27 protein-coding genes are annotated in these 26745 nt (G+C 68.4%); 3 read left to right on the forward strand and 24 right to left on the reverse strand.

Annotated features, from left to right (window positions below):
- Window positions 1-225: 225 nt before the first annotated feature.
- Both G5S38_RS10855 and G5S38_RS10860 read left to right on the forward strand, forming a co-directional pair.
- Window positions 226-735 (forward strand): methylated-DNA--[protein]-cysteine S-methyltransferase, encoded by a 510-nt coding sequence (locus G5S38_RS10855; RefSeq protein WP_165068480.1) that lies wholly within the window; start codon window positions 226-228, stop codon window positions 733-735.
- Between the two features lie 22 nt (window positions 736-757).
- Window positions 758-1357, forward strand: coding sequence for a DNA-3-methyladenine glycosylase I (locus G5S38_RS10860; protein ID WP_165068482.1), 600 nt, complete (start codon window positions 758-760; stop codon window positions 1355-1357).
- 55 nt (window positions 1358-1412) lie between these two features.
- On the opposite strand, the gene G5S38_RS10865 is transcribed toward G5S38_RS10860, so the two are convergent.
- From G5S38_RS10865 to argS, 22 genes are all read right to left on the reverse strand, one after another.
- The gene (locus G5S38_RS10865) at window positions 1413-2171 is read right to left on the reverse strand and encodes a YaaA family protein (protein ID WP_165068408.1); all 759 of its coding nucleotides are present in this window, start codon (window positions 2169-2171) and stop codon (window positions 1413-1415) included.
- Window positions 2172-2693 (reverse strand): AAA family ATPase, encoded by a 522-nt coding sequence (locus tag G5S38_RS10870; protein WP_165068410.1) that lies wholly within the window; start codon window positions 2691-2693, stop codon window positions 2172-2174. It abuts the gene before it with no gap.
- A gap of 11 nt (window positions 2694-2704) precedes the next feature.
- Window positions 2705-2971, reverse strand: a complete 267-nt coding sequence (locus tag G5S38_RS10875; protein WP_165068412.1) for a F0F1 ATP synthase subunit epsilon — start codon at window positions 2969-2971, stop codon at window positions 2705-2707.
- Window positions 2972-2973: 2 nt separating this feature from the next.
- Window positions 2974-4452 (reverse strand): F0F1 ATP synthase subunit beta, encoded by a 1479-nt coding sequence (gene atpD, locus G5S38_RS10880; protein WP_165068414.1) that lies wholly within the window; start codon window positions 4450-4452, stop codon window positions 2974-2976.
- A 45-nt stretch (window positions 4453-4497) separates the two neighbouring features.
- Complete coding sequence (locus G5S38_RS10885; protein WP_165068416.1) at window positions 4498-5400, reverse strand: F0F1 ATP synthase subunit gamma; 903 nt, start codon at window positions 5398-5400, stop codon at window positions 4498-4500.
- Between the two features lies 1 nt (window position 5401).
- Window positions 5402-7039 carry a F0F1 ATP synthase subunit alpha gene (gene atpA, locus G5S38_RS10890; protein WP_165068418.1) on the reverse strand — a complete coding sequence of 546 codons (1638 nt, stop codon included), beginning with the start codon at window positions 7037-7039 and terminating at the stop codon, window positions 5402-5404.
- 90 nt (window positions 7040-7129) lie between these two features.
- Complete coding sequence (locus G5S38_RS10895) at window positions 7130-7927, reverse strand: F0F1 ATP synthase subunit delta (RefSeq protein ID WP_165068420.1); 798 nt, start codon at window positions 7925-7927, stop codon at window positions 7130-7132.
- Window positions 7928-7930: 3 nt separating this feature from the next.
- Window positions 7931-8506, reverse strand: coding sequence for a F0F1 ATP synthase subunit B (locus G5S38_RS10900; protein ID WP_165068422.1), 576 nt, complete (start codon window positions 8504-8506; stop codon window positions 7931-7933).
- An 8-nt stretch (window positions 8507-8514) separates the two neighbouring features.
- Window positions 8515-8742, reverse strand: coding sequence for an ATP synthase F0 subunit C (atpE, locus tag G5S38_RS10905; protein WP_165068424.1), 228 nt, complete (start codon window positions 8740-8742; stop codon window positions 8515-8517).
- A gap of 50 nt (window positions 8743-8792) precedes the next feature.
- Window positions 8793-9614, reverse strand: coding sequence for a F0F1 ATP synthase subunit A (gene atpB / locus G5S38_RS10910; RefSeq protein WP_235929019.1), 822 nt, complete (start codon window positions 9612-9614; stop codon window positions 8793-8795).
- 139 nt (window positions 9615-9753) lie between these two features.
- A complete protein-coding gene (locus G5S38_RS10915) occupies window positions 9754-10209 on the reverse strand; it encodes a hypothetical protein (RefSeq protein ID WP_235929020.1) in 456 nt (151 codons plus the stop codon).
- Window positions 10206-11477 (reverse strand): MraY family glycosyltransferase, encoded by a 1272-nt coding sequence (locus G5S38_RS10920; RefSeq protein WP_407943843.1) that lies wholly within the window; start codon window positions 11475-11477, stop codon window positions 10206-10208. The genes G5S38_RS10915 and G5S38_RS10920 overlap by 4 nt, the downstream gene beginning before the upstream one ends.
- Before the next feature lie 2 nt (window positions 11478-11479).
- A complete protein-coding gene (locus G5S38_RS10925; protein WP_165068430.1) occupies window positions 11480-12193 on the reverse strand; it encodes an L-threonylcarbamoyladenylate synthase in 714 nt (237 codons plus the stop codon).
- A 39-nt stretch (window positions 12194-12232) separates the two neighbouring features.
- Window positions 12233-13099, reverse strand: coding sequence for a peptide chain release factor N(5)-glutamine methyltransferase (prmC, locus tag G5S38_RS10930; RefSeq protein WP_165068433.1), 867 nt, complete (start codon window positions 13097-13099; stop codon window positions 12233-12235).
- A gap of 5 nt (window positions 13100-13104) precedes the next feature.
- A complete protein-coding gene (gene prfA / locus G5S38_RS10935; protein ID WP_165068436.1) occupies window positions 13105-14184 on the reverse strand; it encodes a peptide chain release factor 1 in 1080 nt (359 codons plus the stop codon).
- A 3-nt stretch (window positions 14185-14187) separates the two neighbouring features.
- The gene (gene rho / locus G5S38_RS10940) at window positions 14188-16575 is read right to left on the reverse strand and encodes a transcription termination factor Rho (protein ID WP_407943842.1); all 2388 of its coding nucleotides are present in this window, start codon (window positions 16573-16575) and stop codon (window positions 14188-14190) included.
- 230 nt (window positions 16576-16805) lie between these two features.
- Window positions 16806-17777 (reverse strand): homoserine kinase, encoded by a 972-nt coding sequence (gene thrB, locus G5S38_RS10945; RefSeq protein WP_165068443.1) that lies wholly within the window; start codon window positions 17775-17777, stop codon window positions 16806-16808.
- Window positions 17774-18877: a threonine synthase gene (thrC, locus tag G5S38_RS10950; RefSeq protein WP_165068446.1), complete on the reverse strand. Its 1104-nt coding sequence runs from the start codon at window positions 18875-18877 to the stop codon at window positions 17774-17776. Before thrC ends, thrB begins: the two co-directional genes overlap by 4 nt.
- Complete coding sequence (locus tag G5S38_RS10955; protein WP_165068448.1) at window positions 18878-20209, reverse strand: homoserine dehydrogenase; 1332 nt, start codon at window positions 20207-20209, stop codon at window positions 18878-18880.
- Complete coding sequence (locus G5S38_RS10960) at window positions 20206-21792, reverse strand: diaminopimelate decarboxylase family protein (RefSeq protein WP_165068451.1); 1587 nt, start codon at window positions 21790-21792, stop codon at window positions 20206-20208. The genes G5S38_RS10955 and G5S38_RS10960 overlap by 4 nt, the downstream gene beginning before the upstream one ends.
- Window positions 21793-21889: 97 nt before the next feature.
- Window positions 21890-22681 (reverse strand): LmeA family phospholipid-binding protein, encoded by a 792-nt coding sequence (locus G5S38_RS10965; RefSeq protein ID WP_165068454.1) that lies wholly within the window; start codon window positions 22679-22681, stop codon window positions 21890-21892.
- Window positions 22682-22686: 5 nt separating this feature from the next.
- Complete coding sequence (argS, locus tag G5S38_RS10970) at window positions 22687-24357, reverse strand: arginine--tRNA ligase (RefSeq protein ID WP_165068456.1); 1671 nt, start codon at window positions 24355-24357, stop codon at window positions 22687-22689.
- Between the two features lie 98 nt (window positions 24358-24455).
- Here argS and G5S38_RS10975 point away from each other — a divergent pair, with 98 nt between their 5' ends.
- A complete protein-coding gene (locus G5S38_RS10975; protein WP_165068459.1) occupies window positions 24456-25133 on the forward strand; it encodes a hypothetical protein in 678 nt (225 codons plus the stop codon).
- Between the two features lie 13 nt (window positions 25134-25146).
- Here the strand turns inward: G5S38_RS10975 and G5S38_RS10980 are convergent, their stop codons facing one another.
- Together G5S38_RS10980 and G5S38_RS10985 are read right to left on the reverse strand one after the other, a co-directional pair.
- The gene (locus G5S38_RS10980; RefSeq protein WP_165068461.1) at window positions 25147-25941 is read right to left on the reverse strand and encodes a transglutaminase-like domain-containing protein; all 795 of its coding nucleotides are present in this window, start codon (window positions 25939-25941) and stop codon (window positions 25147-25149) included.
- A 60-nt stretch (window positions 25942-26001) separates the two neighbouring features.
- Window positions 26002-26709 carry a pyridoxine/pyridoxamine 5'-phosphate oxidase gene (locus G5S38_RS10985; protein WP_165068464.1) on the reverse strand — a complete coding sequence of 236 codons (708 nt, stop codon included), beginning with the start codon at window positions 26707-26709 and terminating at the stop codon, window positions 26002-26004.
- Between the last annotated feature and the right edge of the window lie 36 nt (window positions 26710-26745).

Raw genomic sequence — 26745 nt, forward strand, 5'->3', positions numbered from 1 at the left:
GGCACCCCCCCGCGGGGGGCGGGACGGCCCCGCGGGGCGCCCCCCGGGGCGACGGCCCGCCCCCTCCCCCGCCCCCCCCCCCCCCCCCCCCCCCCCCCCCCCCCCCCTGCTCCCCCCCCGCCGCCGGCCCCCCCCCCCCCCCCCCCCCCCCCCCCCCCCCCCGCCGCTGCCACCCCCTCCACTACGAGCGCTGAACCACCGGAACGCGCCCGCTTCATCCGCCGGGTGTCATCCCCGCTCGGCCGCATCGAGATCGTCAGCGACCACCACGCCATCGTCTCCCTCGCAATCGAACACGACGGGATGCTGCCCCACGACGACACCGCCGGGGCGACGCTCTCCGAGGCGTCGGTGCCTGGGGCGACGCTCTCCGAGGCGTCGGTGCCCGTACTCGACCGGGCCGCCGAACAGCTGGCGGAGTACTTCGCCGGAACCCGCCAGCACTTCGACGTTCCCGTGGCCCTCGCCGGCACCGCGTTCCAGCGTGCGGTCTGGGCTGAGCTGGTCAAGGTGCCGTGGGGCGAGACGACCTCCTACGGCGAGCTCGGGCTGGCCACCGGGCGTGCAACTGCCGGGCGCGCGGTCGGCGGGGCGATCGGCGCCAACCCGGTACCGATCATCGTGGGCTGCCATCGGGTACTCGCGACCAACCGCAAGATCACCGGGTACAGCGCGGGCGCCGGGGTGCCGACCAAGGTGTGGCTGCTCGACCACGAGGGGATTCCCCATTCCTGACACCGACACCTCAGTCAGCACCATCACCGACACCGCACCCGACCCGGCAGTCGTCGGCGACGACGGCCGGGGGCGATGCCGATGGGCGGCCCAGGGAGACGACGAGTACCGCCGCTACCACGACGAGGAGTGGGGCTACCCGCTACATGGCGACCAGCCGCTGTTCGAGAAGATGAGCCTCGAGGGGTTCCAGGCCGGACTGTCGTGGATCACCATCCTCCGGCGGCGGCCGGGCTTCCGAGCGGCATTCGCCCACTTCGACATTGATACCGTCGCGGCCATGACGCCGGACGACGTCGACGCCCTGATGCTCGACACCGGCATCATCCGCAATCGCGCGAAGATCGAGGCGACGATCAGTAATGCCCGCGTCACCCAGCAGCTCGTAGCGAACGACCCCGGAGCGCTCGACCGACTCATCTGGTCGTTCGCGCCGACCGCCGACCGACCCCGCCCGGCCAGCCTGGCCGACATTCCCGCGGTCACGCCTGAATCCACCGCGCTGAGCAAGGCCCTGCGCGCCCAGGGGTACAGATTCGTCGGTCCGACCACCATGTACGCGCTCATGCAGTCTGGCGGACTGGTCGACGACCACGTGGTGGGGTGCTGGCGCGCGAGCTGACACGTGACGCCCGCGGCGCATGCGGCTGGTACGTGCAGCGGTCGTGCCCGGCGCATTACCTCGTCTGGTCGACCACGAGTTCGAGCACGCCGGGGGCAGCGATGGACAGGGGGATGCCGCATCCATCGGCCCATTGGAGCAGCGAACGCACGTCGGGGTGGTCGATCCCCGACTGCAGCACCGCGCGCACGAATGCGCCCTTGCCCTTCTTGTTGAAGTGGTTGAGCGCTCGCTTCTGGCCGTCGGGGGCCGCCGCCACCACGCGCAGGTAGTAGCGCTCCGGTCCGGCGGGCACCGGGCCCATGGCCACATACGATTCCGAGCGCAGATCGAGCAGCAGCCCGTCGTGCGCGTCGAGCTCCGCGGTGATCACGTCGCGCCAGTGCGGGCCGAGCCGCAGTCCGGGGAGTCGGGCGTCATGCGACGTGCGGTACGCGGGGATGAGGTCGGCGGCGCCGACGAGGCCGAACAGCGCGGAGTGCACGACGACGGTGCGGCTCGCCAGCTCGAGCGCGCGATCGTCGAGCGAGTCGGCGTCGAGCGCGTCGTACAGCACGCCGGTGTAGCGGCTGAGCGCCGGCATGACCGGGGCCGTGAGCATGGCGCGGTTGCGACCGATCTCGAACCGCTGGGTCGGGCCGAGGCGCAGTGCGTGCTGCGCACCCGCCAGGGTCCGCGACGCGGATCGCACCGCGGAGACGGCGGCGCGGCGGGCCCGGGAGAGCGACGGGTAGCTCAGTGCCGCGAGGTCGAGCACACGCTCGGCGTCGCCGCCGTCGCGCTTGGTCTCTGACGGCGGGAGGAGGAGCAGCATTCAGCCTGCGAGGAAAGCGATCGCGGATGCGACGTTCGTCTCGACGGGCTTGGCGGTGTCGACAGACAGTCGCGGCACGGTGGCGCTGACGCCCTCCCACTGGCCGTACTCCTCGAGGCTCTGCTCGACCGCGTGCCGCGTAGGTTCGGCGATCTCCGGCACCAAGCGAACGCGCGCCTCGAGGCGCTCGCGGTGCAGCTGGTGGTCGGAGCAGGTGGTCTCGACGAACCGGAGCGGAACACCGGCCCGTTCGGCGAGGGCCACCCACTGTTCGCGGGCAGGACCCACGGCGTTGACCGCGTCGACGACAATCGTCTGCCCGGCAGAGAGCACGGACTGCGCGATGGTCTCGGCGACGAGGTAGGCCGCGAGCCCGGTCGGCTGGTCGCGGTCGATACCGGCCGTGAGGATTGCGGCCTCGATCGGGTCGACCGACACGACGGCCGCCCCCAGCCGGGCACCGATGTGCCCGGCGAGGGTGCTCTTGCCGGTTCCGGGGAGCCCGGCCATCGCGATCAGCATGCTCGTGCCGCCTAGGAGCCGACGAGCGAGGCGTTGCGGGCGACGATGGTCACGACGTCCTGCGATACCGAGAGGAAACCGTCCTCAGCGTTGGCGGAGACGGAGCCTCCCCCGACGACGGTGAGACGAACCTCACCCTTCGCCAGGATGGCCAGCATCGGCTCGTGGCCGGGCAGGATTCCGATCTCGCCTTCGGTGGTGCGTGCGACGACCATGGATGCCGCGCCCGACCAGACTTCCTGGTCGGCCGCGACGACGCTCACCTTGAGTTCGGCCATTGTTAGCCGTTCTCCTTCTGGATGCGAGCCCACTGCTCTTCGACGTCTCCGATTGCACCGACGTTGAAGAACGCCTGCTCGGCTACGTGGTCGAACTCGCCCTTGACGATCGCATCGAACGACTCGATGGTCTCCTTGAGCGGAACCGTCGAGCCCTCTACACCGGTGAACTTCTTCGCCATGTAGGTGTTCTGCGACAGGAACTGCTGGATGCGGCGCGCTCGCGACACGGTGATCTTGTCTTCTTCGGAGAGCTCGTCGACACCGAGGATCGCGATGATCTCCTGCAGTTCCTTGTTCTTCTGCAGGATCGCCTTGACGTTGGTCGCAACCCGGTAGTGGTCGGCACCCAGGTAGCGGGGGTCGAGGATGCGGCTCGTCGAGGTGAGCGGGTCGACGGCCGGGTACAGGCCCTTCGATGCGATCTCGCGGCTGAGCTCGGTGGTGGCGTCGAGGTGGGCGAACGTGGTGGCCGGCGCGGGGTCGGTGTAGTCGTCGGCCGGCACGTAGATCGCCTGCAGCGAGGTGATCGAGTGTCCGCGGGTCGAGGTGATGCGCTCCTGGAGGATACCCATCTCGTCGGCGAGGTTCGGCTGGTATCCCACGGCGGACGGCATGCGGCCGAGCAGCGTGGAGACCTCGGAACCGGCCTGCGTGAAGCGGAAGATGTTGTCGATGAACAACAGCACGTCCTGCTTCTGAACGTCGCGGAAGTACTCCGCCATCGTCAGCGCGGAGAGCGCGACGCGAAGCCGGGTTCCCGGCGGCTCGTCCATCTGGCCGAACACGAGGGCGGTCTTGTCGAACACTCCCGCCTCTTCCATCTCAGCGATGAGGTCGTTGCCCTCACGGGTGCGCTCACCGACTCCGGCGAACACCGACACTCCACCGTGGTCCTGCGCGACGCGCTGGATCATCTCCTGGATGAGCACCGTCTTGCCGACGCCGGCTCCACCGAACAGGCCGATCTTTCCACCCTGCACGTAGGGGGTGAGGAGGTCGATGACCTTGATGCCGGTCTCGAACAGCTCGGTCTTCGACTCGAGCTGGTCGAATGCCGGGGGCTTGCGGTGGATCGGCCAGCGCTCGGTGATCTCGAACGCCTCACCGTTGATGGTGCCGTCGTCGTCGGCGTTGAGTACCTCGCCGATGACGTTGAACACCTTGCCCTTGGTGACGTCTCCGACGGGCACGGAGATCGCGGCACCGGTGTCGCGCACCTCCTGGCCGCGCACGAGGCCGTCGGTGGGGTTCAGGGCGATAGCGCGCACGAGGTCGTCACCGAGGTGCTGTGCCACCTCGAGGGTGATCTCGTTGACCATCTCACCGATGGTGATGGTGGTCTTGAGCGCGTTGTACATCTCTGGGATCGAGTCGTGGGCGAACTCGATGTCGACGACCGGCCCGGTGACCCGGGCGACTCGGCCGACGCCCGCGGGCTTGTCGGCCGCGGCTGTGGTGTCGGGGGCTGTAATGGTCATTGCTTCCCTAGTTTCAGTGTCTCGTGGAGTGTGGAATTCGCGGGGTTACTTCTTCGACGATGACAGCGCATCTGCGCCACCGACGATTTCCGCGATTTGCTGGGTGATCTCCGACTGGCGAGCGTTGTTACGCAGCCGGGTGAAGTCGCGGATGAGCTTGTCTGCGTTGTCGGACGCCGACTTCATGGCCTTCTGGCGAGCAGCGTGCTCGGATGCCGCGGACTGCAGCATCGCGTTGAAGATGCGGCTCTCGATGTAGACGGGCAGCAGCGAGTCGAGCACGAGGCCGACGTCCGGCTCGAATTCGTAGAGCGGGAGCAGGTCGTGATCCCCCGGCTCCTCGACACCCTCGACGACCTCGAGCGGCAGCAGCCGCACGACCTCGGGAACCTGGCTGACCATGCTCACGAAGCGGTTGTAGACGATGTGGATCTCGTCGACGCCGCCCTCGCTGGCCGGCTGCAGGAACCGGGCGACGACGGCATCGCCGATCGCCTTGGCGGTCTCAAAGGTCGGCTGGTCGGTCTCGCCCGTCCACGACTCCTCCGCCGCACGGCGACGGAACGCGAAATAGCTGACGGCCTTGCGGCCGACCAGGTAATAGACGACCTCCTTGCCCTCGCTGCGCAGCAGTGATGCCAGCTCTTCGGCCGCCTTGAGCGCGCTGGAACTGAACGCACCGGCAAGCCCACGGTCGGACGCGAAGATGACGACCGCGGCGCGCTCGACCTTCTCGGGCTCGGTGGTGAGGATGTGGTCGACATTCGAGAACGTCGCCACGGCCGACACCGCCTGGGTGACCGCACGCGAGTAGGGTCCGGAGGCCGCAACACGCTGCTGCGCCTTCTGGATCCGCGACGCGGAGATCAGCTCCATTGCGCGAGTGATCTTCTTGGTCGTCTGCGCAGACTTGATCTTCTGCGTGTAGACCCGGAGTTGGGCTCCCATGTCAGCGCCTCGCCTTGACGATCTTCTCCTGGTTGACCTCGTCCTTGGGCAGCTCGTCGAACTTCTCGCTGCCCACGGAGGCGAGCGGCTTGCCCTCTCCGGTCTGGAACTCCAGCTTGAACTTGTCGACCTGCTCGTCGAGGGCGGCAACGGTGTCGTCGCTCAGCACGTTCGTCTCGCGAAGCGTGGTGAGGATGTCAGTGTTGCGGCCGAGGAAGTCGAGCAGTTCGCGCTCGAAGCGCAGTACGTCTTCGACCGGGACCTCGTCGAGCTTGCCCTTGGTTCCGGCCCAGATCGAGACGACCTGCTCCTCGACGGGGTACGGCGAGTACTGCGGCTGGCGCAGCAGCTCGGTGAGGCGCGCGCCTCGGGCGAGCTGGCGACGGCTCGTGGCATCCAGGTCCGACGCGAACATCGCGAATGCCTCGAGCGAGCGATACTGCGCGAGCTCGAGCTTCAGGGTTCCGGAGACCTTCTTGATGCTCTTGACCTGCGCGTCGCCACCGACCCGGGAAACCGAGATGCCGACGTCGACCGCTGGACGCTGGTTGGCGTTGAAGAGGTCGGACTGCAGGAAGATCTGTCCGTCGGTGATCGAGATCACGTTGGTGGGGATGTAGGCCGAGACGTCGTTGGCCTTGGTCTCGATGATCGGCAGGCCGGTCATCGATCCGCCACCGAGCTCGTCGGAGAGCTTGGCGCAACGCTCCAGCAGGCGGGAGTGCAGGTAGAACACGTCGCCGGGGTATGCCTCGCGGCCCGGCGGGCGACGCAGCAGCAGCGATACCGAGCGGTAGGCCTCGGCCTGCTTGGACAGGTCGTCGAAGACGATCAGCACGTGCTTGCCGCCGTACATCCAGTGCTGGCCGATGGCCGAGCCGGTGTAGGGGGCGAGGTACTTGAAGCCGGCCGGGTCGGAGGCGGGCGACGCGACGATGGTGGTGTACTCCATTGCTCCCGCGTCTTCCAGCGCGCTCTTGATGCCCGCGATGGTCGAGCCCTTCTGGCCGATCGCGACGTAGATGCAGCGAACCTGCTTGCTGACGTCGCCGGACTCCCAGTTCGCCTTCTGGTTGATGATCGTGTCAAGCGCGATGGCGCTCTTTCCGGTCTGGCGGTCACCGATGATGAGCTGGCGCTGGCCGCGCCCGATCGGGATCATGGCGTCGATGGCCTTGATGCCGGTCTGCATGGGCTCGTGCACGCTCTTGCGCATCATTACGCCCGGTGCCTGCAGCTCGAGTGCGCGACGTGCCTCAGACGCGACGGCGCCGAGGCCGTCCATCGGGTTGCCGAGCGGGTCGACGACGCGGCCGAGGTAGCCGTCGCCGACGGGGACGGAGAGTACTTCACCGGTGCGGGTGACCTCCATGCCCTCTTCGATGCCGCCGAACTCACCGAGCACCACGACACCGATCTGGTTCTCATCGAGGTTCTGGGCGAGGCCCAGGGTGCCGTCAGCGAACTTGATGAGCTCGTTCGCCATTACTCCGGGGAGACCTTCGACGTGCGCGATGCCGTCGCCAGCGTCTGTCACGTACCCGACCTCGGTCGTCGATGCCGAGTCTGGATCGTACGACTTGACGAAATCCTTCAGGGCATTGCGGATTTCATCCGGGCTGATCGTTACGTCTGCCATGGTCTCTTCCTTTTAGCTTCCCGGGGTCATTCCGACCCCGAATTCTTGGGTGGTGCGGCCGCCTGGGCGACCACGGTTTCTCGTGGGCTTCTAGCTGGTGAGCTGAAGCCGCAGCTCGTTGAGGCGCGACGCGACGCTGCCGTCGATCACATCATCGCCCACCTGTACCCGCAGTCCGCCGATAACGGCCGGGTCGACGACGGGGTTCAGTCGCAGCTGCATGCCGTAGGTCTTCGAGAGCCCCTCCTGCAGTCGCTGCAGCTGGGCCTCCCCGATCGGGCGAGCGCTGGTGACGGTGGCGACAGACAGGCCTGCCTGGTCGGCGACGATGGATGCCGCGTACCGCACGGCAGCACCGATGCGACGGCCCAGCGGCTGCTGGACCAGCTGGCTCACGATCGCCACGGCCTGCGGCGACACCTTGCCCTGCAGCAGGGAGGTGACCAGTGCGACCTTCGCCGCACGGTCGCCGAGCTTGCTTCCCACGGCGAGTTCGAGCTCGGTGTCGGAGCGCACCGCGGCGGAGAAGGCGAACAGCTCTGCCTCGAGGTGCACAGAGGGTTCGACGGACAGGGCCGCGGCACGGATTCCCATCTCCTCGACGCCGACCAGCAGGTCGGTGTCGGTCGACCACCGCTTGCTGGCTGCCGAGGCGAGTAGGCCGAGTGCGGTCTGGCCGAGGGATGCGCCGAACACCCGCTCGACGATGGTGCGCTTGTCGGCCGGGTCGGTCGCCGCGTCTGCGAGCATCGCCCGCAGTTGCAGCGAGCCGCCGATGGCCCGTGCGGCAGCGAAGAGCTGCTCGGCAGTGGCCAGATCGACGCTGCCGCTGAGGGCGGACAACTCCACCCTCGACGACTCGAGCGCTTGCCTGGTCGCTGAACCCATTACTTACCTGCCTGCGTTCTCTGGTGCCGGAGTGGTGTCGGATGCCTCGAGGTCGGCGAGGAACCGGTCGACCATCGCCGCGGACTTCGCATCGTCGGTGAGGTTCTCACCGATGACGCCCGAGGCGAGGTCGATCGCGAGGGTGCCGATCTCGGCACGCAACGACACGAGTGCCGCCTGGCGCTCTGCTTCGATCTGCAGGTGCGCGTTCGCGGTGAGGCGGGCGGCTTCTGCCGCTGCCTGCTCCTTGAGGTCGGCGAGGATCTGGGCACCTTCGGCACGAGCCTGTTCCCGGATCCGTGCCGCTTCTGCGCGACCCTCGGTGAGCTGGATGTTGTACTGCTCGAGGGCCGCCGCTGCCTCTTTCTGGGCGTCCTCCGCCTTCGCGATGCCACCTTCGATGACCGTTGCACGGTCGTCGAGGATCTTGTTCACGCGGGGGATGACGAACTTCCAGAAGAAAAACATGATGACAAGGAAAGGCACGATCGACCAGACGATGTCGTAGACCGCGGGGAAGAAGATCTCGATGCCCTGGGGCACCTCACTCTCGCCCGAGGCGTGAATAGCAGTAGTCATAGGTCAGATCAACCGATGAAGAACAGAGCAACACCGATGAGGCCGAGGAGCTCTGCGAACGCGATACCGAGGAACATGGTGACGCGCAGCTGGCCGGCCATCTCGGGCTGGCGTGCCATGGCCTCGACGGTCTTTCCTGCGACGATACCGACACCGATTCCGGGGCCGATCGCGGCGAGGCCGTAACCGATGGTGTTGATGTTTCCGGTGAGCTGGGCAAAAGTAACTGGATCCACTGTGGATTTCCTTTCTTAGGGCGAGCAGGCCGGATGGCCCGCTCGTCGGTTTAGTGCTCTTCGGAGACCGACTGCTGAATGTAGACAGCCGTCAGGAGGGTGAAGACGTAGGCCTGGAGGATGGCGACGACGAACTCGAAGAGCGTCATCACGACTCCGGCTCCCAGCGTGACGACGCCGAAGATGCTCAGCACGCCGAGGTCCTCACCGGTCACGAAGAAGTAGTTGGTCGCGGAGAAGCACAGGACCATCAGGAGGTGGCCGACCAGCATGTTGAGCATGAGTCGGAGGGAGAGCGACAGCGGTCGCACGAGGAAGACGTTGATCAGCTCGACCGGGGCCAGGATGATGTGCATCGGCCACGGCACGCCGGGCAGGAACAGCTGGTTACGGAAGAACGAGAACCCGCCGTGCTGCTTGATGCCGGCGTAGATGAACGCGACGTACACGGCCAGTGCGAACACCAGCGGCATGATGAAGATCGAGGTGCTCGCGATGTTGAGCAGCGGGACGATTCCCGTGAGGTTCATCGCGAGGATTCCGAAGAACGTTCCGGTCAGCAGCGGCATATAGCGGCGGCCGACCTTCTCCCCCAGCACGTCGTCGGCGAAGTTCGTCTTGACGAACTCGACGGCCATCTCGGCCAGCGCCTGGCTGCGTCCTGGGACCCGGCGGGCACGGCGGAGGCCCAGGTAGAAGAGGAGCAGGAGAACGGCGACGGCGAGCAGACGTACGAGTACGATCCGGTTCATCTCGAACGGGGTGTCGAGGAAGAAGATGCCGGGCGGGAAGAATTCTTCGAGTCCTGGGGGGTGGAACGAACCGTCGTCGCTGGCTGCCGAGGCAATCAGCGCAGTTGACGTCGCGGTCAAGAAATGAACCAACGGCACTGTCTCCTGTTATGGCGGGCGCGAGCTAGTTTCGGCTTCGCGGAGGCTGACGGGGAATGACGGTACACATCCCGAGGGGAACGAACACGGCCTCAGTCAGCCTATCAACGATTGGGGATGGTCATCGACTCGACGGGTCGGCGGGGGCCGCCGGCTGCCCCGCCTCGCCCGTGTACGGCATGCGCGACGTGAGCACCACGACGGTGTCGACGGCCAGTGTTCCGATGGCGGCCGCGATGATCGAGACGACGAGCACGGTGCCGTCGATGAAGGGCTGGTCACGCAGCAACGCGAGGATCGCGATGAACACGACGGCCTTGATGAACCACGCGCCGAGCACCGTGGCGAAGAAGAAGTTGATGCTGCCGCGGGAGGCGATCGCGATGCTGCCGATGGTGATCGCCGACAGCGCGACGGTCATCAGCACGCCGATGCCCGCGCTGACCAGCCCCGGCAGGCCGGCGACCGCGAACCCGATGCCACCACCGATGACGAGGATCACCGCGCAGATGATGAGCGTGTAGGTGAGGATTCGCCTGAAGACGTCGGCTGGGCTGATGGGTGCTGAGCTGGTCATGATGCCCTCCCTGGGCGGATCTGGGTGGGGCTGGTCGGCGTGGAGTCGACCGGCAGTGCCCGGTCTGCCTCTGCCGGGTCGATGGCGTTGGATGCCTCGTCGAGCGGGTCGAGCTGGTCGGCGTCGGTGAGCGCCAGGGTCCTGGCATCGGCGCGCTGCACCGCGGACTCGATGCGCTTGCGCCTCGACAACGGGGCGAGCGTGATGACGGCGCATCCGGTGAGCCCGGCGAACAGCAGCGTGATGGCCGCCCACGGCGGGATGAAGATGAACATGAGGAACCCGACCGAGGCGACCGTGGTCCACGCGTAGAAGATGAGCACGGCGTGGAAGTGGCTGTGCCCCATGTCGAGCAGGCGGTGGTGGAGGTGCTTGCGGTCGGCGCTGAACGGCGACTTGCCCGCGCGCAGGCGTCGGATGACCGCGAGCGCGAAGTCGAGCAGCGGCACGATGAGCACCGCGAATGGCAGCAGGATGGGGATGAAGGCGGGGAGCAGCAATCGGCCGGACGTGATGACGCCCGTGTCGATGTATCCGGTCACCGACACCGCGGATGCAGCCATCAGGAGCCCCATCAGCAGGGCGCCGGCATCACCCATGAAGAGCTTCGCCGGGTGCCAGTTGAGCGGCAGGAAACCGACGCACGCGCCGATCAGGATGGCGCTGATCAGCGACGCGAGGTTGAAGTACTCGGACTGGGTCTGGATCGTCGTGGTGAGTATGTAGCTGTAGGCGAAGAAGACCACGTTGGCGATGAGCACCACCCCGGCGACGAGCCCGTCGAGACCGTCGATGAAGTTGACGGCGTTCATCACGAGCACGACGGCGATGACGGTGAGCACGAGGCCGAGCACGGGGGGCACGATCGTGACGCCCGCAATGGGCAGGGTCACGAGCTGCACGCCCTGCCAGACCAGGATGCCGGCGGCGATCATCTGGCCGGCGAGCTTGGTCATCCAGTCGAGGTCCCAGATGTCGTCGGCGACGCCGATCAGCACGATCAGCAGGGCGGCGGCGAGGATCGCGATCACGGGCCCGGGGTCGGAGAAAATCAGGCTGAACTGCGTGAGCTGCGATGCGACCCAGAACGCCGCGACGATGCCGATGAACATGGCCACTCCCCCGAGGCGCGGGGTCGGCGTGGTGTGCACGTCGCGTTCGCGGATCTGCGGGTACAGCCGGTAGTGGTGGCTGAGCTTGAGGATGGCGAAGGCCAGCACGAAGGTGATGAGGGCGGCGATACCGGCGGCGAGGGCGTAGTGGGTGATGCTCATTCGGGATCACCCGGCGCCGCGGCATCCACACCGTCCGATTCGGTGGATGCCGCGAGCACTGCCCATATCTCGGAGCTCGGGATCACTCCCTGCCGCACGATGCGCAGCTCGCCTCCCGGCGTGCCGAGGGCGGTCGCGTCGACGATCGTCGACCCGGTGCCCGGCGTCACGGTGTCTGCGGGGTTGGAGACGCCGCCGTCGAGGTACACCGCGACGCTGTCGCCGAGCATGCGCTCCGCCTCCTGCGCGGTGGTGGCCGCGGGCTCCCCCGAGATGTTGGCGGAGGAGACGGCGAGCGGCCCGGTCTCGGACAGGATCTCGAGGGCGATCGGGTCGGCGGGCATGCGGAGCGCGACGGTGCCGCCGGTCTCGCCCAGGTCCCAGCTCAGCGAGTTGCGGGCGGGCAGGATGACGGTGAGGCCACCCGGCCAGAACGCGTCGACGAGGGTGCGCACCTCGGGCGGCACGGTCTCGGCGAGGGCTTCCATGGTGGGGATGCCGGGGATGAGCACGGGCGGCGGCGCGTCGCGTCCGCGGTGCTTGGCGTCGAGGAGTCGCTGCACGGCGGTGGGGTTGAACGCATCGGCGGCCACGCCGTAGACGGTGTCGGTGGGGATGACGACGAGTTCACCGCGGCCGATGGCGACCCTCGCGAGTCGCATGCCGGTGAGGAGGCTCGCGTTGTCCGAGCAGTCGAAGATGGTCGCCATAGCGTGGTACATCGTAGCCGTCGGCTCGTCTGCCCCCGGTTAGCGCAGCGCCGTCGTCGCCCGGTCGCGCCCGAGCAGGTCGCGGTGGTGCGCGACGGCGTTCCACCCGTCGGCGGCGAGCAGGGCGCCGATCGCGGCCGCCTGCAGCTCGCCGTGTTCCATCACGAGGGTGCCCCCGTGGCGCAGCAGGCGCATCGCGGTCGTCGAGACCTGGCGTACGACGTCGAGGCCGTCCTCGCCGCCGTAGAGGGCGTGCTCCGGGTCGTGGAGCCGGACCTCGGGGTCGCGCGGGATCGCGCCGGTGGGGATGTACGGCGGGTTCGAGATCACGACGTCGACGGCGCCGTCGAGGTCGGGAAGCGCGTCGGCCAGGGGGATGAACACGACGTGCGCGTTGTCGGCGCCGGAATCGCGGAAGTTCTGCTTCGCCCAGACGAACGCGAGGGGCGAGTTCTCGACGCCGTAGACGGTGGCATGCGGCACCTCGGTGGCCATGGCCAGCGCGATGGCGCCGCTGCCGGTGCCGAGGTCGACGCCGACCGGGTTCGGCGACGCTACCGCGCGCAAGGCGTCGATCGCGTACTGCACGACCTGCTCGGTCTCGGGGCGCGGCACGAATACGCCGGGACCGACTGCGAGCTCGAGCGACCGGAACGGCGCGAGGCCGGTGATGTGCTGCAGGGGTTCGCGCGCGGCGCGGCGCTCGACGGCGACGAGGATCGCGTCGCCGTCCTCGGCGGAGACCGGGGCACCCGTCACGGCCTTCGCCTGCACCTGCCCGCGGCTCATGCCCAGCACGTGCCCGATCAGCAGTTCCGCGTCGACGGCCGCCGTCTCGATGCCGGCCGCGGCGAGGCGGGCCGTGGCATCCATGCGCAGGTCGGAGACGGTGGGATGGGCCGTCATGCAGGTCACTCCGAGTCGCCCAGTTCCGCGAGGCGTGATTCCTCGTCGGCCAGGATGCAGGACTCGACGACGGGGCCGAGCGCCCCGTTCATCACCTGGTCGAGGTTGTATGCCTTGTACCCGGTGCGGTGGTCGGCGATGCGGTTCTCCGGGTAGTTGTAGGTGCGGATGCGCTCCGAGCGGTCCATCGTGCGGATCTGACTCTTGCGCACGACCGAGGCCGCGGCGTCGATCTCCTCCTGCTGGCGGGCGAGCACCCTTGCGCGCAGCACGCGCATTCCGGCCTCGCGGTTCTGCAGCTGGCTCTTCTCGTTCTGCATCGCCACGACGATGCCGGTCGGAAGGTGGGTGATGCGCACGGCGGAGTCGGTGGTGTTGACCGACTGGCCGCCGGGGCCACTGGAGCGGTAGACGTCGATCTTGAGGTCGTTCTGGCTGATCTCGACCTCTTCCGGCTCATCGACCTCGGGGAAGACGAGCACGCCGGCGGCGGAGGTGTGGATGCGACCCTGCGACTCGGTCGCGGGAACACGCTGCACCCGGTGCACACCGCCCTCGTACTTGAGGTGCGCCCACACGCCGTCGGCGGGGTCGCTCGACGACCCCTTGATGGCGAGCTGAATGTCCTTGATGCCGCCGAGGTCGCTCCCGGTCTGCTCGATGATCTCGGTCTTCCACTTCATGCTCTCCGCGTAGTGGAGGTACATGCGCAGCAGGTCGGCGGCGAACAGTGCGGATTCCGCACCGCCCTCCCCCATCTTGATCTCCATGATCACGTCGCGCGCGTCGAGTTCGTCGCGCGGGATCAGCAACCGGCGAAGCGTCTCGGATGTGGCATCCGCCGCCGCCTGCAGCGCGGGGACCTCGGCGGCGAAGGACGCGTCTTCCGACGCCATCTCCTCGGCCGCGGCGAGATCCTCGCTCTGCTGCTGCCACTGGTGGTACGACGCGACGATGCGCGACAGCTCGGCGTAGCGCCGGTTGACCTTCTTCGACAGGACCGGGTTCGCGTGCAGGGCAGGATCGGCGAGCTGCTCCTGCAGAGCATCGTGCTCGGTCAGGAGGGTTTCTACCGACTCGAACACCGATCAGTCCTTGTCTGAGCCCGGCGCCGCCGGCATGGACTTCTGCACCTGCATCAGGAATTCGACGTTGCTCGAGGTGTCCTTGAGGCGCGTGAGCACGAGCTCGAGCGCCTGCTGGGTCTCGAGCCCGGCGAGGGCGCGGCGCAGCTTCCAGTTGATCTTCGTCTCGTCGACGCCCATGAGCATCTCCTCGCGGCGGGTGCCGGAGGCGTTGACGTCGACCGCGGGGAAGATGCGCTTGTCGGCCAGGTGGCGCGACAGGCGGAGCTCCATGTTGCCGGTGCCCTTGAACTCCTCGAAGATGACCTCGTCCATCTTGGACCCGGTCTCGACGAGCGCGGTGGCGAGAATGGTGAGCGAGCCGCCGTCTTCGATGTTGCGCGCGGCGCCGAAGAAGCGCTTCGGCGGGTATAGGGCAGACGAGTCGACTCCACCGGAGAGGATGCGACCGGAGGCCGGCGCCGTGAGGTTGTATGCGCGGCCGAGTCGCGTGATCGAGTCGAGCAGCACGACGACGTCGTGGCCGAGTTCGACGAGGCGCTTGGCGCGTTCGATGGCGAGCTCTGCGACGGTCGTGTGGTCCTCGGCCGGACGGTCGAAGGTGGAGGCGATGACCTCGCCCTTCACCGTGCGCTGCATGTCGGTGACCTCTTCGGGACGCTCGTCGACGAGAACGACCATGAGGTGGACCTCGGGGTTGTTCTTGGCGATGGCGTTGGCGATGGCCTGCAGCACGAGGGTCTTGCCCGCCTTGGGCGGCGAGACGATGAGGCCGCGCTGTCCCTTGCCGATCGGCGACACGAGGTCGATGATGCGGGTGGTCAGCTTGTTCGACTCGGTCTCGAGGCGCAGTCGCTCCTGCGGGTAGAGCGGGGTCAGCTTGCCGAACTCGACGCGGTCGGCTGCCTGCTCGACGGGGAGGCCGTTGATCGAGTCGATCTTGACGATCGCGTTGTACTTCTGGCGGCCGTTGCTGTCGTTCTCGCGCGGCTGGCGGATGGCGCCGACGACGGCGTCTCCCTTGCGCAGGTTGTACTTCTTGACCTGGCCGAGCGAGACGTACACGTCGTTATTACCCGGCAGGTACCCGCTGGTGCGCACGAACGCGTAGTTGTCGAGCACGTCGAGGATGCCGGCGACGGGGATGAGCACGTCGTCGTCGCTGATCTCGGGCTCGAAGTCGTCTCCGCTGCCGGGGCCCCGGCGCTTGCGGTCGCGGTAGCGGTTGCGGCCGCCGCGCTCGTTCTCGTTGTCGCTCTGCTGCTGGCGCTCGGAGCGCTCCTCGGTGCGGGTGTTGTCGCCCCGGTTGTTACTGTCGCGGTTGTTGTTGTCGCGCGAGTTGTTGTCGCGGTTGTTGTTGTCGCGGTTGTTGTTATCGCGACCATTCTCGCCACGGTTGTTGTCGCCACGACCGTTGTTCTGTTCGTTGCGACCCTGGTTGTCGCGGTTCTGGTTGTCGCGGTTCTGCTCGTTGCGGTTGCCGCGGCCACGCGTGTTCTGGCGGCCGGACTCCTGGGCGTCGTCGCCCTGCTCGGCCTCGTCGGCGCGCTCGGCACCGTTGCCAGCACCGTTGCCGTTACCGTTGCGGCTGTCGGCTCCGTTGCGGCTGTCGCCGCCGTTGCGGTCGCCACCGTTGCGGCCGCGTCCACGTCCGCGGTTGCGGGTCGGCGCCTGCTGGGTGTCGTTGTCACCCGCGGAGTCGCCGTCACCGGAAGCGCTGTCGCCGGAGGTGCTGTCGCCGGCCGACTCGTCGTCGCTGGAGGCCTCGGCTGCGGAGGTGTTGTCGCCCGTCGCGTCGTCGCCGGCGATGGATGCCCCGGCGCCCCGCACCGGCTGGGGAAGCTCGATGGGCGGCTCGACTGCCTGCGTGCCCTCGGCAGCGGCGTCGGTCGGCGCCTCGGCCGTGGTGCGTCCAGCGGACGCGCGGCGCGAGCGGGTGGGAGCCTTGCGGGCGGGCTTCTCGGATGCGGCGGGAGCGACGACCTCGTCGCTGATCGCGGCCTCGAGCAGCCCGGCGTCGGCCGGGGCCTCGGCGGATGGTGCGTCGACGGCAGGTGCGTCGGCGGGAACCGCGCTCCGTGCGGGGAGCTTGCTCTCTGGCAGCTCGACCACGACGGGCTCGGGGGCGGTGATCACGCCGGCGGTGGCGCTGGCACGACGCGGTGCACGCTTGCGCGCAGCGGGCGGCGCGGTGACGGGGGCCTCGGCGGGCGTCTCGTCCTGCGCGGCATCCGGAGTCTCGACCTGCGCGTCCTGCGCGGGAGCCTCTGCCTGGTCGTTGTTGCTGTTCTGGACCTCGTTGATGGCGTTCACGAGCTCTCCTTTACGTAGTTTGGACGTGCCACTGATGCCGAGTCGGCCTGCGAGTGCCTGGAGTTCAGACAGGCGCATGGCGCTCAACGGTGCACGAGAGTCCGCGTCGGAAACGCGGACGTTGACGTCAGTCACTGAGTAGGGTTCCTTTCGCCCCGATCAAAGAATTCGTCGGGGGGAAGCTGATCGCATGCTCGAAGCTCTAGCCGATGCGCGAGATGAGGAGTTGCGCAGACGGAAACTGCTGCGTGCGATTGCTGATTGAAATGCGCCGGGCAGGTGACGACATCTTTAGTCGAAACTGCAGATTAGGTCAGTGCTGTTGGCTGGGCCAACGCTCCCACCGGGTGCGGGATTACTGTAGCACCTTTGACATCTACGGCCAGCATGAGTGACTGCCACGGCGAGCCGTCGTGTGCGGCCACCACGGCGGCCGCGTCGAGGCGCTGCGCGGGGTCGCTGCAGAGCAGCAGGATCGATGGTCCGGCCCCCGAAACGACGGCGGGCAGGCCGTGCGATCGTAATTCGGCGATCAGCGCGTCGGTCTCCGGCATCGCCGCCGCGCGGTAGCTCTGGTGCAGCTTGTCCTCGGTCGCCGCGAGCAGCAGTTCGGGGCTCTGGATGAGGGCGGCGATGAGCAGCGCCGAGCGCGAGACGTTGAAGATCGCGTCTTCGTGCGGCACCGACATCGGATAGAGGGAGCGCGCGAGTTCGGTCGACATGGTGCTCTGCGGCACGCAGACCAGGGGCGATACACCGCGGTGCACCATGAGCTTCTTGTGCTGCGGGCCCTCCGGCGTCGTCCACGCGATGGTGAGCCCACCGAACAGGGCGGGGGCCACGTTGTCCGGGTGCCCCTCGATCTCGGTGGCGATGGCGAGCAGCGCCCTGGCGTCGATCGACACGATGCCGTCGAGCAGCCCGCGGGCGGCCATGATGCCCGACACGATCGCGGCACCGGATGACCCGAGCCCGCGCCCGTGCGGAATCGAGTTGTGCGCGATCAGGTCGAGCCCCGGCAGCTCGAACCCGTAGCTGCCGAAGGCGTGGCGAATAGCCGACACCACGAGATTGGACGCGTCGGTGGGCACTTCGCCCGCGCCGACGCCGTTGACCTGCACGGTCGCGCCCGGCTCCTCGCGCACGGTGACGGTCAGTTCGTCGTATAGCGACAGCGCGAGGCCGAGCGTGTCGAACCCCGGTCCGAGGTTCGCCGACGTCGCGGGCACCCGCACCGAGACCGAGCGGCCCAGTGGCACGGGTGCCGCGCTGAGTGTCACGCAGGCACTTTCTGCAGGCCGAGGACCGCGGCGATCTCGGCGGTGTCGACGGGCACCACGGTCGGGGCGACGGTGCTGCCGTCTGCACGGCGGAGGGCCCACTGCGGGTCCTTCAGTCCGTGGCCGGTGACGGTGAGCACGACGGTGGCGCCCGCGGGGATCGCCCCGGCGGCGGAGCGCTCGAGCAGGCCGGCGACGCTGATCGCCGACGCGGGTTCGACGAAGATGCCGACCTCGGTCGAGAGCAGGCGGTGTGCCTCGAGGATCAGCGTGTCGGAGATGGCGCCGAAGTACCCGTCGCTGGTCTTGTGCGCGTCGAGGGCGAGCGCCCACGACGCCGGGTTGCCGATGCGGATGGCGCTCGCGATGGTGTCGGGATTGCGCACGACCTCGCCGCGCACGATGGGTGCGCTGCCCGCGGCCTGGAAGCCGAACATGCGAGGGAGCTTGGTGCTGTTGCCCACCGCGAGGTCCTCGCTGTAGCCGCGGAAGTATGCGGTGTAGTTGCCGGCATTGCCGACGGGCACGATGTGGAAGTCGGGCGCGTCGCCCAGCGCCTCGACGACCTCGAATGCCGCGGTCTTCTGCCCGGCGATGCGGTCGGGGTTGACCGAGTTGACCAGGTGCACCGGGTAGTTGTCGGCGAGGTCGCGCGCGATGTCGAGACAGTCGTCGAAGTTGCCCTTGACCTGCAGGATCTCGGCGTTGTGGGCGACGGCCTGGCTGAGCTTCCCCATCGCGATGTTGCCGTCCGGCACCAGCACGACCGAGGTGAGCCCCGCGTATGCGGCGTACGCGGCGGCGGAGGCCGACGTGTTGCCGGTCGATGCGCAGATGACGGCCTTGGCGCCGTGCTCGGCGGCCTTGGAGATTGCCATCGTCATGCCGCGGTCCTTGAACGACGCCGTCGGGTTCATGCCCTCGTACTTGACGTAGACCTTCGCCCCCGTGCGTGCTGACAGCGCGGGTGCGGGGATGAGCGGGGTGCCGCCCTCACCGAGGGTGACGATCGGCGTGGCATCCGTCACGTCGAGCCGGTCGGCGTACTCGCGGATGACTCCGCGCCACTGGCGGCTCGTGGACTTCTCTTCTGCAGACACTCAGGAACCTTCGACTCTCAGGACGGATGTGACGGACGTGACCACGGGGCTGTCGCCCAGGGCCTGCACGGTGGCGGACAGGTCTGCCTCGGATGCGGCGTGCGTTCCGATGACAAGGGTAGCGCCGGGGGCGGATCCACCCCCGGAGGACTCGGCCTGCTCGGCGACGGTCTGCTCCACCGTCTCGATCGACACGTTGTGCTCGCTGAACAGGGTGGCGATCGAGGCGAGCACTCCTGGCTGGTCGACCACGCCGAGCGAGATCTGGTAGCGGGTGGTGACACTCGAGATGGGCAGGATGGTGAGGTTGGCGTCGGTGGATTCCGCGACGCCCGGGCCGCCGATCACGTGGCGCCTGGCCGCGGAGACCAGGTCGCCGAGCACGGCGGACGCAGTCTCGATGCCGCCGGCCCCCGCGCCGTAGAACATCAGGTCCCCGGCAGCCTCCGCCTCGATGAACACGGCGTTCTTCGCGCCGTGCACGGCAGCGAGTGGATGCGAGCGCGGCACGAGAGCGGGATAGACGCGGGCACTGACACCGTCGATGCCGGTCTCACGGTCGGTGAGGCGCTCGGCGATCGCGAGCAGTTTAACGACGTAGCCGGCCTTGCGGGCGGCATCCACTTGTTCGATGGTGACGGCCGTGATGCCCTCGCGGTGCACCCTGTCGATCGGCACGGTGGTGTGGAAGGCGAGGCTGGCGAGGATCGCGGCCTTCTGCGCTGCGTCGAAGCCCTCGATGTCTGCGGTGGGGTCGGCTTCTGCGTAGCCGAGGTCGGTCGCCACGGCGAGGGCGGATTCGAGGGTGTCGCCCGCGGTGTCCATACGGTCGAGGATGAAGTTGGTGGTGCCGTTGACGATGCCCATGATGCGCTTGATGCGGTCGCCGGCCAGGCTGTCGCGCAGCGGACGGATGATGGGGATCGCGGCGGCGACGGCGGCCTCGTAGTAGAGCTGTGCGCCGACCTGTTCGGCGGCGTCGAACAGCTCGGGCCCGTGCGTTGCGAGCAGCGCCTTGTTGGCGGTGATCACGTCGGCGCCGGAGTTGAGCGCCTGCAGGATGTACTGGCGCGCAGGCTCCAGGCCCCCGATGAGCTCGATCACGATGTCGGCGCCGAGGATCAGCGATTCGGCATCGGTGGTGAGCAGGTGCTGCGGAATCTCGGCGGTGCGGGGCGCGTCGATGTCGCGCACGGCGACCCCGACGAGTTCGAGGCCCGCGCCGGAACGCTGTGCGAGCTCGTCGCCGTGCTGGAGCAGGAGCGACACGACCTGTGCACCCACCGATCCGGCGCCCAGCAGGGCCACCCGGAGATTGCGGTACTCGATCATGCGGTTCCATTCTGTGTTGCGGTGGAGTTCTGTGGTGCGGAGGGGTTCTGTGCTGGTGATCCGGAGGGCGCAGCGACGGGATGCTGCGCCCCGGCGTCGCGCGAGAGCAGGTCCGCCTCGGTCTCGCCGCGCACGATCACGCGCGCCTGCCCGTCGCGCACGGCGACGACGGCCGGACGGCCGATGTGGTTGTAGTTGCTCGCTAGCGACCAGCAGTACGCGCCGGTCGCCGGCACCGCGAGCAGGTCGCCCGGGGTCACGTCGCCCGGCAGGTAGTCGGCCTGCACGACGATGTCGCCGCTCTCGCAGTGCTTGCCCGCGATGCGCACGAGTGCGGCAGCGGCAGCGGACGCACGGTTCGCGATGCGCACCGAGTAGTCGGCCGCGTACAGCGCCGTGCGGGCATTGTCGCTCATGCCACCGTCGATGCTGACGTACTTGCGGATCGCGGTGGAGGGCTCGACTGTGCGGTTCGACATGTCGGTTTCGACCGGCTCGTCGAATTCGTCGACCGCGACGTCGATCGGCTCGGGGTCTCCCGACGGCCGGGTCGACACCTCGTGGTCGGAGACCTGCACCTCGACGTCCTTGATGGTGCCGACCTCGTAGAGGGTGAAGGTCGACGGGCCGACGATCGACCGGCCGGGTTCGATGGCGATGGCCGGAACGGGGATGCCGAGCTCGGCGCACTCCACCGACACTATGGCGGCGAACCGCTCGGCGATGGTGTCGAAGGCCAGCGCCTCGTCGACGCTGGTGTACGCGATGCCGAACCCGCCACCGAGGTTGAGCTGCGGAACCGGTCCGCCTGCGAGCAGCGCGGCGTGCAGCAGGAGCAGGCGGCGCGCGGCCTCGGCGAAGCCCTCGGACTCGAAGATCTGCGATCCGATGTGGGAGTGCAGCCCGCGAAATTCGAGCTGCTCGCGCGAACGGATGTCGGCGACGACGTCTGCCGCGTCGGCCAGGGTGATGCCGAACTTCTGGTCTTCGCGGGCGGTAGCGAGGTACTCGTGGGTGTGGGCGTGCACCCCGGAGTTGACGCGCACTCGAACCGCCTGCGTGCGGTTGTGGCGAGCGGCGGCATCCGCAATGCGACCGACTTCGATCTCACTGTCGATCACCATGACGCCGACGCCCACCGCGACCGCGCGGTCGATCTCGGCGAGGGACTTGTTGTTGCCGTGGTAGCCGAGGCGGGCCGGATCGACTCCCGCGGCGAGGGCGACGGCGAGCTCTCCGCCCGTGCACACGTCGATGTAGAGGCCGGCCTCGGTGACCCAGCGGGTGATCTCGGTAGAGAGGAACGCCTTGCCTGCGTAATAGACGGTGGCGCTCGAACCGATGGCGGCGAATTCCCGGTCGAACGCCGCGCGCACTGTCTCGGCGCGCGACCTGACATCTCTCTCGTCCATCACATAAAGAGGAGTGCCGAATTCGGCCGCGAGGTCGGTGGCGGGCACTCCGGCGACCTCGATGATTCCGGATGCCGTACGGCGGGCACCGCTCGACCAGACGTTCTCGGGCAGCTCATTCGCGTCGGCGGGCAGCGGTAGCCACGACGGGGCAAGCGGATTGGAAGCCATGGGAGCCTTACGGCCGACGGGTGCGGCGGAATCGATGACGGGGATACCGAATTCTAACGAACCGCCCGGGTGAGAATTCTCACCGCCCGGTGCAGTGCTACCCGCAGCTGCCGAGGGTCTCCATCGCCTGCTGGGTGAGCGGGGCGTTCTCGGCGGTCACGGCGAAGTGCAGTTCATCGCCGACGACCGCGACGCTGTCGAGAGCGAACGCCTCCGGCAGGTACTCGGCGACACAGAAGTCGCGCGTGTCGAGTGCGTCGCCCGCGACGGCGCCGAACCGGTCGCGCAGGGTGTCCGCGGAAATGTCGAGGTCGCCCAGGCGCACGCTCGTGGGCCGGAACTCGATGTTCGGGCCGGCGGCCGACGGCTCGATGCCGACGGTGAGCGGAACGCCGAAGCCGAGCACGTCGAATTCGAGGTCGGCGACGATGTCGGGTTCGACGAGGCTCACCGAGGTGATGGGCAGTTCGCTGAGGTTCGCCGACAGGGCGGTGACCGTGTCCTCATCGATGACGAAGTCGATGTCCAGCGAGTCGACGGTGCCGCCCTCGGCGATGGGCACGCCGAGGCCCGTGCCGGTGGCGGTCCCGGAGAGGTCGCCGAAGCTCACGTCGTCGGCCGCCACGTCGATACGGTCGAGCTCGCCCGCGAGCACCTGCGGAAGGATGAGGGCGCCAGCCACGGTGACGTCGACCGGGGCGTTCGCATCCAGGTCGACCGCTGAGCGCACCTCGTCGCGGATGCGATCCTCGACGTAGCCGCGCAGCACGAATTCGGCGACGACGGCCGCGATGGCGGCGAGCACGACCAGCACGAGCACGACGATGCCGATGCGGAGCCCCCAGCGGGGCCTGCGCTTCTCCCGTGTTTCGCTTGCCGCACTCGCCACCGCGGTTACATCCGCTCGGGTGCGCTGACGCCGAGTAGGCCGAGCGCGTTGCGCAGCACCGTTCCGGTGGCGTCGTTGAGCCACAGCCGGGTGCGGTGCAGGTCGCCGACCTCTTCGTCGCCGAGCGGGGTGACCCGGCAGGTGTCGTACCAGCGGTGGTACGAGCCCGCGAGCTGCTCGGCGTAGCGGGCGACCCGGTGCGGTTCGCGCAGCTCGGCCGACTGCGCGACGATGCGCGGAAACTCGGCGAGCAATCCGAGCAGGGCGCTCTCCGTCTCGTCGCTGAGCAGCGACGGGTCGAATGCACTGCGGTCGACGCCGGATGCCGCGGCGTTGCGCGCTACGTTCGAGGTGCGGGCGTGCGCGTACTGCACGTAGAACACCGGGTTGTCGTTGGTGCGCTTCTGCAGCAGCTCGGGGTCGAGGGTGAGTGGGGAATCCGCGGGGTACCGCCCGAGCGAGTACCGCAGCGCGTCGGTGCCGAGCCAGGACTGCAGGTCGTTCAGTTCGATGATGTTGCCGGCGCGCTTGGAGAGCTTCGCGCCGTTGATGCTCACGAGCTGGCCGATGAGCACCTCGATGTCCGTGTCCGGGTCGTCTCCCGCGGCACCGGCCAGGGCGCGGAGGCGGTGCACGTAGCCGTGGTGGTCGGCGCCGAGCAGGTAGATCTTGTGCGCGTAGCCGCGGTCGCCCTTGCTGAGGTAGTAGGCAGCGTCGGCGGCGAAGTAGGTGAAGATGCCGTTGCCGCGGCGGATCACCCGGTCCTTGTCGTCGCCGAAGTCGGTGGTGCGCACCCAGATGGCGTCGTCTTCGTCGTACACGTGGCCCTGCGCGCGGAGCCGGTCGATCGCGGCGTCGATGGCGCTCGGGGTGCCCTCCCCGTCTCCGGCGGCGTGCAGCTCGCGCTCGCTGAACCACACGTCGAAGTGCACGTTGAACCGTTCGAGCGACGCGCGGATCTCGCCGAGCTGCAGGGTGTACCCGAGCTCCCGCGCGGCGTCGAGGGCCGCGTCATCCACGAGCTCGAGCAGGTCGGGCTGGAGTTCGAGCACCGCGCCGGCGAGTTGCGTGATGTACTCGCCCGGGTAGCCGTTCTCCGGGATCGGCAGGCCGCGGGCGGCGGCAAGGATCGACGCACCGAAGTTGTCCATCTGGTTGCCCGCGTCGTTGATGTAGTACTCGCTGGCGACCTCGGCACCGGAGGCGCGCAGCACCCTGGCGAGCGAATCGCCGAGTGCGGCCCAGCGGGTGTGCCCGATATGCAGCGGTCCGGTGGGGTTGGCCGAGACGAATTCGAGGTTGATGGTCTGCCCGGCGAGGGTCTTGTTGGCGCCGTAGTGGGTGCCCTCGTCGACGATGGTCTTCGCGAGTGCACCCGCGGCCGCGGCATCCAGGGTCACATTGATGAATCCGGGGCCGGCGACGTCGATGGATGCCACGCCCTCGATACCGCGGAACTCCTCCGCGAACGCGTTGGCGAGATCACGCGGGTTCGCGCCGAGCTGCTTCGCGAGCTTGAGGGCGAGGTTCGACGACCAGTCGCCGTGGTCACGGTTACGTGGACGCTCGAGTCCGACGTCGGCGGCGGTCACGGTGGGGGCGCTGTCTCCGTGTTGTGCGACCAGCACGTGGTTCGCGGACATGAGGAGACGGGCGGAGAGTTCGGCGGGAGTCACGGTCAGCGATTCTATCGCGGGGTGCGGCGTGCCCCCGGCGCGGTACTGCCCGCCCGTGGGAGATGATGGCCGTGGACACGACGGGGGAAGGTCGCCACATGAATACAGTTTTTTCGACTCGCGCGCGGGGTACACGGGGATTCGTCAGCGCGGGGCTGGTGGGGGCGCTCGCCATCACCGTGCTCGCGAGCTGCAGCCCGACGGACGACGACGACACCGCGGCCACGCCGCGGCCCAGCTCGTCGGCCAGCGCATCGCCGTCGGCGTCTGCCGAGCCATCCGCCGAGCCGTCGGCGGAGCCTTCTGCGTCGGCATCACCGTCACCCACCGCCAGCACTCCCCCGGCCGCGTCGCCGAGCCCGGCACCCGCCGTGCCGTCGACCGGGTCGGCGACCCCGGTGGGCCTCGGCTGCCTCGACCTGGTATCGCTCGACACGATGTACCAGTTCGACCCGAACTTCTTGCTGCAGGATGCCTTCGCCCCCGACGGCGGCGTCGGCGCGACCGCGGTCGCCAACCAGGGTGTCGCCTGCCGCTGGGTCACGGGCTCCGGCGGGATCACTCTCGACATCGCGGTGGCCCAGCCGTCGACCGCCGTGCTGAACGACCTGCGCGACGCGGCGGGCGTGGACGACGGGGCGACGGGCGAGTACTTCGCCGGCACCGCCGTGCAGGTGTTCACCGGCACGCACTGGATCGCGCTCGCGTCGGAGTACTTCGCGAGCCCAGCCGATGCGCGGCTGTTGATCGACTCGGTGACTGCGGCGGTCGGGTAGCCGTAGCCCCCAGCTAGCCCAGCTGCACGAGCTCCCGCACGTCGTCGACGGGAAGCGTCTCGGCGACGGCCGTGACACGGAGCTCCCGCAGGTAGAGGTCAGCCCAGTGATTGGTGAGGAAGGCGATGTCGGCGGCGTCGCGGCCCGTCGAAATGCGGAGCAGGCTCTGGCGGGGGGCGAGAGCCGTGGCATCCACCACGTGCCATTCGCCCTCGACGTAGGCCTCGCACACCGCGTGGAAGTCCATGGGGCTGAGGCCAGGGGCGTAGACGGCGGCCATGCGGGCGGGGATGTCGAGGGCGCGCAGGAGGGCGATGACGAGGTGCGCGTAGTCGCGGCACACGCCGCGGCGGGCGAGGAGCGTGTTGGCGGCGCCGTCGGTGACCTGGCTGGAGCCCGGCACGTAGCGCAGCTTGCTACCGACCCACGATGCCACGGCGGCGAGCAGGTCGTGGCCGCGCAGGCCGGCGAACTCCGACCGTGCGGTCGGCGTGAGCATGTCGGATTCGCAGTACCGACTGGGACGCAGGTAGACGATCTGGTCGAGCTCGGTCTCCTCGAGAGGCCGCGGCGCGCCGGTCGAGGTGGCGGTGTAGTCGACCGTCATGTGCCCGGCGTCGCTGACGAGCTGGTGCAGGCGTGTGCCGTGACGGTCGGAGATCTCGTTCGGCATCAGCTCGCGGCCGTCGAGCGACATGGTGAGCTGTTCGGTTTCGATGACGTTGCCCTGCGCGAGGGCGAGGCTGAACACCATGTTCGTGCGCCCCGTGATGTCGAGTTCGAGGTGGGCGGAGACAGTACGGAGCATGGGTCGATTGTGGCATGTCGCGGGGGCCGGTTCTGCCCCCGGATCGCTGCCGTTGCGGGCTCAGGGCCAGAGTCGTTCGCGCACCCAATCGGTGCCCGCTGCGGTGTCCGCTTCGGTGCCAGCTTCGGTGCCAGCTGCGCCGCCCGCTCGTCGGTAGCGCAGCCGCGACTCCTCGTGCCCATCGGCGGCCTGCCAGAACTCGACGGTCTCCGGCTCGACCACGAATGCCGCCCAGCTCTCCGGCACGAAATCGGGTGTCAGGGCGAGCAGGTGGCGGGCGGCATCCATTCTTGATTGCACTGTCCCTGCATCGGGAAGGGGCTCGCTCTGGTCGCCGGCCATTGCGCGCGCCCTGGCCGTGGGATGCCGCGCCAGAAAGTCGCGCTCACTGACCGCGCGTGGGCCCTCTCGCACGGTGCCGACGACGCGCACCTGCCTGCCGTGCTCTGGCCAATAGAAAGTGAGCGCCGCACGCGGGTTGGCCGTGAGGTCGGCACCCTTCTGCGCCGTCGTCAGGCTCGCGAACCAGAACCCCTCTGCGGTGAGGTCCTTGAGCAGCAGTGTGCGGGCAGACGGGGCGCCGTCTGCGGTCGCAGTCGAGAGGGTCATGGCGGTGGGCTGCGACACATCATTCGTAATCGCGGTCTCGAGCCACTGCTCGAAGAGCTCGCGGGGGTCGGATGCCGCGGCCTCCGTGTCGAACGGTGCGAGCTCGTTCACCGGCGGACGGATCGCGCGCAACCGGTCGCGCATGCTCGGGTTCGTCATCGCGCCAGCGTATGCCGCGGGGGTTCGCGACGACGG

It is taken from the genome of Marisediminicola senii, from assembly GCF_011057645.1.
In the GTDB taxonomy this organism is placed as follows: domain Bacteria; phylum Actinomycetota; class Actinomycetes; order Actinomycetales; family Microbacteriaceae; genus Marisediminicola; species Marisediminicola senii.

Excerpts from the sequence above, each read along its gene's own strand:
- G5S38_RS10865 (WP_165068408.1), bottom strand. The coding sequence starts at position 2,171 with ATGCTGCTCCTCCTCCCGCCGTCAGAGACCAAGCGCGACGGCGGCGAC.
- G5S38_RS10870 (WP_165068410.1), bottom strand. The coding sequence starts at position 2,693 with ATGCTGATCGCGATGGCCGGGCTCCCCGGAACCGGCAAGAGCACCCTC.
- G5S38_RS10875 (WP_165068412.1), bottom strand. The coding sequence starts at position 2,971 with ATGGCCGAACTCAAGGTGAGCGTCGTCGCGGCCGACCAGGAAGTCTGG.
- atpD (WP_165068414.1), bottom strand. The coding sequence starts at position 4,452 with ATGACCATTACAGCCCCCGACACCACAGCCGCGGCCGACAAGCCCGCG.
- G5S38_RS10885 (WP_165068416.1), bottom strand. The coding sequence starts at position 5,400 with ATGGGAGCCCAACTCCGGGTCTACACGCAGAAGATCAAGTCTGCGCAG.
- atpA (WP_165068418.1), bottom strand. The coding sequence starts at position 7,039 with ATGGCAGACGTAACGATCAGCCCGGATGAAATCCGCAATGCCCTGAAG.
- G5S38_RS10895 (WP_165068420.1), bottom strand. The coding sequence starts at position 7,927 with ATGGGTTCAGCGACCAGGCAAGCGCTCGAGTCGTCGAGGGTGGAGTTG.
- G5S38_RS10900 (WP_165068422.1), bottom strand. The coding sequence starts at position 8,506 with ATGACTACTGCTATTCACGCCTCGGGCGAGAGTGAGGTGCCCCAGGGC.
- G5S38_RS10915 (WP_235929020.1), bottom strand. The coding sequence starts at position 10,209 with ATGACCAGCTCAGCACCCATCAGCCCAGCCGACGTCTTCAGGCGAATC.
- G5S38_RS10925 (WP_165068430.1), bottom strand. The coding sequence starts at position 12,193 with ATGGCGACCATCTTCGACTGCTCGGACAACGCGAGCCTCCTCACCGGC.
- prmC (WP_165068433.1), bottom strand. The coding sequence starts at position 13,099 with ATGACGGCCCATCCCACCGTCTCCGACCTGCGCATGGATGCCACGGCC.
- rho (WP_407943842.1), bottom strand. The coding sequence starts at position 16,575 with ATGCGCCTGTCTGAACTCCAGGCACTCGCAGGCCGACTCGGCATCAGT.
- G5S38_RS10955 (WP_165068448.1), bottom strand. The coding sequence starts at position 20,209 with ATGATCGAGTACCGCAATCTCCGGGTGGCCCTGCTGGGCGCCGGATCG.
- G5S38_RS10960 (WP_165068451.1), bottom strand. The coding sequence starts at position 21,792 with ATGGCTTCCAATCCGCTTGCCCCGTCGTGGCTACCGCTGCCCGCCGAC.
- G5S38_RS10975 (WP_165068459.1), top strand. The coding sequence starts at position 24,456 with ATGAATACAGTTTTTTCGACTCGCGCGCGGGGTACACGGGGATTCGTC.
- G5S38_RS10980 (WP_165068461.1), bottom strand. The coding sequence starts at position 25,941 with ATGCTCCGTACTGTCTCCGCCCACCTCGAACTCGACATCACGGGGCGC.
- G5S38_RS10985 (WP_165068464.1), bottom strand. The coding sequence starts at position 26,709 with ATGACGAACCCGAGCATGCGCGACCGGTTGCGCGCGATCCGTCCGCCG.